This window comes from Pseudomonadota bacterium, assembly GCA_010028905.1.
Taxonomy (GTDB): domain Bacteria; phylum Vulcanimicrobiota; class Xenobia; order RGZZ01; family RGZZ01; genus RGZZ01.
The window spans coordinates 1-5,069 of the sequence record RGZZ01000367.1; the positions used below are offsets into that span (position 1 = coordinate 1).

6 protein-coding genes are annotated in these 5,069 nt (G+C 67.4%); 4 read left to right on the forward strand and 2 right to left on the reverse strand.

From position 1 onward, the window contains the following. Positions 1 to 333, reverse strand: a 333-nt coding sequence (locus EB084_19175; GenBank protein NDD30385.1) for a hypothetical protein, incomplete at its 3' end; no start/stop codon positions are given. A gap of 96 nt (positions 334 to 429) precedes the next feature. Between EB084_19175 and EB084_19180 the strand changes: the two genes are divergently transcribed. Then, positions 430 to 1,779, forward strand: coding sequence for a hypothetical protein (locus tag EB084_19180; protein NDD30386.1), 1,350 nt, complete (start codon positions 430 to 432; stop codon positions 1,777 to 1,779). Continuing rightward, on the forward strand, positions 1,662 to 2,495 hold the full coding sequence (locus EB084_19185; protein NDD30387.1) for a polyprenol monophosphomannose synthase: 834 nt from the start codon (positions 1,662 to 1,664) through the stop codon (positions 2,493 to 2,495). Before EB084_19180 ends, EB084_19185 begins: the two co-directional genes overlap by 118 nt. A gap of 29 nt (positions 2,496 to 2,524) precedes the next feature. Here the strand turns inward: EB084_19185 and EB084_19190 are convergent, their stop codons facing one another. Further along, entirely contained in the window at positions 2,525 to 2,893 is a 369-nt protein-coding gene (locus EB084_19190; protein NDD30388.1) for a hypothetical protein, read from the reverse strand. Between the two features lie 19 nt (positions 2,894 to 2,912). Between EB084_19190 and EB084_19195 the strand changes: the two genes are divergently transcribed. Together EB084_19195 and EB084_19200 are read left to right on the forward strand one after the other, a co-directional pair. Beyond that, positions 2,913 to 4,166, forward strand: coding sequence for a PDZ domain-containing protein (locus EB084_19195; GenBank protein NDD30389.1), 1,254 nt, complete (start codon positions 2,913 to 2,915; stop codon positions 4,164 to 4,166). Between the two features lie 101 nt (positions 4,167 to 4,267). Then, positions 4,268 to 4,870 carry a hypothetical protein gene (locus tag EB084_19200; GenBank protein ID NDD30390.1) on the forward strand — a complete coding sequence of 201 codons (603 nt, stop codon included), beginning with the start codon at positions 4,268 to 4,270 and terminating at the stop codon, positions 4,868 to 4,870. Positions 4,871 to 5,069 lie beyond the last annotated feature (199 nt).

Consider the following 5,069-nt stretch of genomic DNA (forward strand, 5'->3'; position numbering starts at 1 on the left):
GCAGGGGATGACCGCCTGGGCCGTGTGCGCGCTTTCTATCCGCTGGTGCGCCTGCACACCGACACCGTCTCGCGCACTGGCAAGGCTGAGGGCGCAGGTCTGCCGACCGTCGACCGCTCGGGCAGGGGCGGCAGCGGCGGCCACCACAGGGTAGGCGGAGAGCGTCGCGCCCAGCAGGGTTGAATCGTCATCGAGAACGCGGGCGACCGTCCATCGCCCATCTTGCGCCGCGCGCAGATCGAGGGTGACGCAGCGGGCCTTCATCTCGCGCAGGGTCACCCGAGCCGAGCTCCCGCGACGATCGAGTGAGACCACGTCGACGCGATAGGGCATCGGCCACCACGCAGCCCGCGACTGCAGTGGCGCGATGGCGCCGAAGCGCGGATCGTAGCGCGGAAGATCGGCGTCGAGGCCCGCCGCTGCGTGCGCATGCCCGCGGCACACCAGGCGGAAGTGCTCATTGCGACGGTCCGGCGCATATCCGGCGCTGTATGTGTCGCGGCCCGCCGCGGGGCAGATCGGGATGCGCGCCAGGCCGTTGGGGCCGACGATATCACGCAGGCTCGGCGGCATGCGATAGCCGTTCGTCTCGTCAGCCCTGAAGAGCTCGATGGCGGTGGCGATGGCCACCAGGTTCTGTCGGCACTGCTCGACGGCGCTGCCTCCGCCTCGCGCGGTTTGGCGCTGGAGAACCCCTTCGGTGCGGCGCCACGCGGCTTCATTGAAGCCCTGCCCCAGCAGGGCGTTGACGGCCGCGCGAGGGTTGCCCCCGCGAAGCGACTCGAGCGGCGCGCGGAGCGACGCGCGCACGGGGTCGGGAGAGGTCTCCACGAACCAGCGCTCCATCGACCGACGGAATCCGCCGGAGAGCGTGAGCGCTCCCCCTGCAATCAGGACCAGACAGAAGAAGACCGTTCGTCTGCGCATTCGACGAGCTCCTGGTGGGCTTCCCCTTCCGCCGCGACGAGGCGCGAAGCGGTGTGGAACAAGGGGGTGCGACCGCATGGGTTCGGAGGCGGCGACCCGCATCGGAACAGCCTCCCCGAACAGGGCCTCATTCTGCGTCACGGCGCAGGATCCTTCAGGAAATTGACAGGGATTCAAGCCCGTGCCCGTCGCCGCCGCCCCCCCTGCCCGGCTGAAGGAGAGGGCAGGCGAGCGGTGGAATCCACTCTGACTCGTTGCGAAGCCCCTCACCCGCATTGCCTTCCCGCAATGCGATCCGGGGAGAGGTGTGACGGAAAGAACGAGATCGAGCCGAGTCGACATGAAGACCGGCCATCGATGGAGCAACAAGGCCCAATGGATGAGATCAAGGCGACGATGCCGCCCACTTTCGCAGAGAAAGACCTCAACTACTATCTGCGCATGATTCGTGGCGACTTCGCCCAGCTCGAAGAGCCCGAGCCGCAGCCGGTTCGCGCCAGCAACGCGCCCGCGCAGAAGAACGTGGTCATCCTCATCAGCTCCCAGGCGCTCGGGGTCGGCAACGACGAGCTCGGCCGGCGCCTGCTGCGCCACTTCCTCGGCGGCGTCATCCACAACCGTGTGAAGCCGCGCGCCATCATCCTCACGAACACGGCCGTGCATCTCGCCGCCACCGAGGGCGACGTGCTGCACAAGCTCATCGTCCTCGAGGAGCAGGGCATCCGCATCATGCTGTGCGCCCTCTCCGTCGACGAGCTCGGCATCGAGGAGCAGATCAAGGTGGGCGCCATCGCCGACATGGACGCCATCGCCGATCTGCTGCTCTCGGCCTGGAAAGTGATCACGCTTTGACAGCTCACAGCCCTCAGGTCTCCATCGTCATTCCCACCTACAACGAGCGACACGGCATCGCCGGCCTCATCGACGGCATCATCGACCGCTTCGAGGCGGCCGGCATCGACGGCGAGATCGTGGTCGTTGACGACAACTCGCCGGACGGCACGTGGCAGATCTGCGAGGAGCTCGGCCAGACCCGTCCGGTGCGGGTGCTGCGCCGCGCCGGAAAGCTGGGCCTGTCGTCCGCGGTGATCGACGGCTTCGGGTGCGCTCGCGGCACGATTCTCGGCGTCATGGACGCCGACGGCAGCCACGACCCGGCGGCCCTTCCCCAGCTCATCGACGCCATCGCCCGCGACGACTACGACCTCGCCGTGGGAAGCCGCTACATCAGCGGCGGCCAGATCAAGGACTGGCCGCTGATCCGTCTGATCATCAGCAAGGGGGCGGTGCTGCTGGCCTCTCCGCTCACGCCCATCCGCGACATCACGTCGGGGTACTTCTTCATGAAGCGCAACGTCATCGACGGGGTGAAGCTGAACCCCATCGGGTTCAAGATCGGCCTCGAGGTCTTCGTGAAGGGGCGCTTCACCCGCTACTGCGAGGTGCCGTACACCTTCGTCAACCGGGTCGAGGGCAAGAGCAAGCTCACCCTGAAGCAGATGTGGGAATACGTGGTGCAGCTGTTCGATCTCATCCGCTTCCGCCTCTTCCGACGCACATCTCGCTGAGCAGCGTGACGGCAGGGGCACAACGACGATCAGCGCTCCGGCACGCGTGAAGCGGTCGGCGCCGGCGGGGTTGGGGCCGAGCCATGCGGGCTGCCGTAGCCGATGAGCCCGACGCCCAGACAGATCAAGGCCACGCCTGCCCAGGTGTAGGGCGTCACCGTCTCGTGCAGGTAGAAGCGCCCGAGCAGGGCGACGAGCACGTAGCTTATGCTCACCAGCGGATAGGCCAGCGACAGCGGTACACGCGAGAGGATGACCAGCCACGAGACGGTTGCCGTGGCATAGCAGCAGCAGCCCGCGAAGATGCGCGGATGCAGGAAGTGCAGCAACACCGACGGACCGAGGGTGACGGGGCCGGCGTCGCGCATGCCGAGCTTGAACAGCACCTGACCGGTCACGCCGCACGAGACCGAGAAGATGATGAGCCCCACGATGGCCAGATCGATGCGGTTCGTCTCCACGCGCACAACCTCTCTCTTCGCGCCTGATGCGCCGCCGATGGTCGCAGCGCGCTCTCGGGAACCCTCCCCCTCACGCCAGCGGCTGTCGGGGAATGGGGCCAGCGGTTTGCGCGGGCAGGCGACAGATCCCTGCCTGGGGCCGGGGAACGACGCACGCAGGCGTGCCCGCCCAAGAGATCGAATGAATCATATGATGAACAAGCGTCTTCTGATCACCGCCCTCTCCCTCTTGTTGATATGTGCCCTGCCCGCGCACGCGCGCTACGCCGAAGGCGAGCAGAAAGCCGTCGAGGCCGTGAAGCGGGCCAAGCCGAGCGTGGTGCGCATCGACACCTCCCATCCCGCGGCCAGGAACACGGGCGTGGGGTCGGGGGTGGTGCTGCGCAAGGACGGCTTCATCCTGACGAACTTCCACGTGGTCCGCCGTGCCCGCATCATCCACGTCACCCTGGCCAACGGCAAGACGTTCACCGCCCAGCTCTGGAACAGCACGCCCCAGTACGACCTGGCGGTGCTCAAGATCGACGCGCAAGACCTGCCCGTGCCCACCTTCGGCGATTCCAGCCGCCTCGACCTCGGACAGATGGCCATCGCCATCGGCTGCCCGCAGCGCTTCTCGTGGTCGATCACCATCGGCACCATCTCAGCTACCGGTCGCAAGGTCGAGATGCCGGAGATCACCTACCGCAACATGATCCAGACCGACGCCGCCATCAGCCCTGGCAGCTCAGGGGGCGCGCTGGTGAACTCGACCGGCGAGGTCATCGGCATCAACACCCTGGTCTACACGGGAACCAACGCCAACCACAACGCCCAGGGCCTCGGGTTTGCCATCGCCATCAACGACGCGCTCAAGATCGCCCAGTCGCTCGTGGGGCGCACCCGCATCGCGGCGCCGAAGTCAACGGGCGGCCCCTGGATCGGGCTCTCCGGCAAGGACGTGACATCCGACATGGCCGACATGTGGGACTTCAAGGTGAAGTCTGGGGTGCTCGTCACCGCCGTCACCGAGTCCGGGCCGGCCGCCAGCGCGGGCATCAAGCGCAACGACGTCATCACCGAGGTCGGTGGCACGCCGGTGCGCACCTTCAAGGACCTCACCCAGGCGCTCTCCAACCGCAAGCCGGGCGACACCCTCGAGCTCATCGTGTGGGCCAACGGCAAGGCGCGGCGCGCGGTCACGCTGAAGATCGAGGCCACGGCGCGCTGACGTCGCCAAGGGCCGCACTCGAGGCGCTCCTCGCCCCGCTCGGGGGCACCCCCCGCCTCATCGACGCTCCCGCGCACGCGCCACACGACGCGGCAATCCCGGTGGCAGACGATGCCCACGCTGACGCGATCATCGGGCTGCTGCGAAGCGATCGCCGGGTCGAGACCGTGGAGCGGGGTCCGGGACCCTTCGTGAACATCCGGTTCAGCGCGAGCGCATTTCTCGACGTCGCAACCGCGCTCTCGGCGCAAGCGGAGGGGCTGCCTCCCCCCCATAACGACCGAACCTGGCGGCGCGTCACCGACTTCCTGCGCATGGCGGCACGCGAGCACGGGCAGGCCGTCGTCGACCAGCAGCCGCTTCAGGTCGACGAGACCCGCCCGCTGCTGGCCCTGCTGGAGAGGGCGCTTTCGACGCGACGGTCAGACGTGCGCAATCGCGCTCTTGCGCAGGTTCGCCGGCAGGTCGACATCATGTACGCGGAGCGCTGTCTGCTGCGCGGAGAGGCTGCCTGCATCATCGAACGGGCCTGGGCCATGCAGGCGGTGGGCCATGCCGTGCGCTGGATCGCAAACGCATCGCCGCAACCCGGCGAGAGCCCCCTCTCAGAGGAGAACACAGGCGCGCAGGCCAAGGAATCCCCACCGACCCGCCTCAAAGGGATCACGTCGGAGAACGTTGAAAGCCGTTCGCGCAGAAGTTGACGAGTGTCGGGGGGCTCCGCCCCACGCGCTCCATTCACTCGGGAGGTGCACACGTTGGGCGTTCGCGCGATGAAGGAGCGGATCCATGTGATCCTCCTCACCACCAACTACCGCTTGGAAGGCGAGATGCACGTCGTGCCTGGCGGTCGCCTGCTCGATGAGATCAACAAGGAGCGCGACTTCATTCCCATCACCAATG

What these genes read in the sequence shown, in the direction of transcription:
- EB084_19180 (NDD30386.1), top strand. Translation starts at nt 430, where the DNA reads ATGCCCGCGGCACACCAGGCGGAAGTGCTCATTGCGACGGTCCGGCGC.
- EB084_19195 (NDD30389.1), top strand. Translation starts at nt 2,913, where the DNA reads ATGATGAGCCCCACGATGGCCAGATCGATGCGGTTCGTCTCCACGCGC.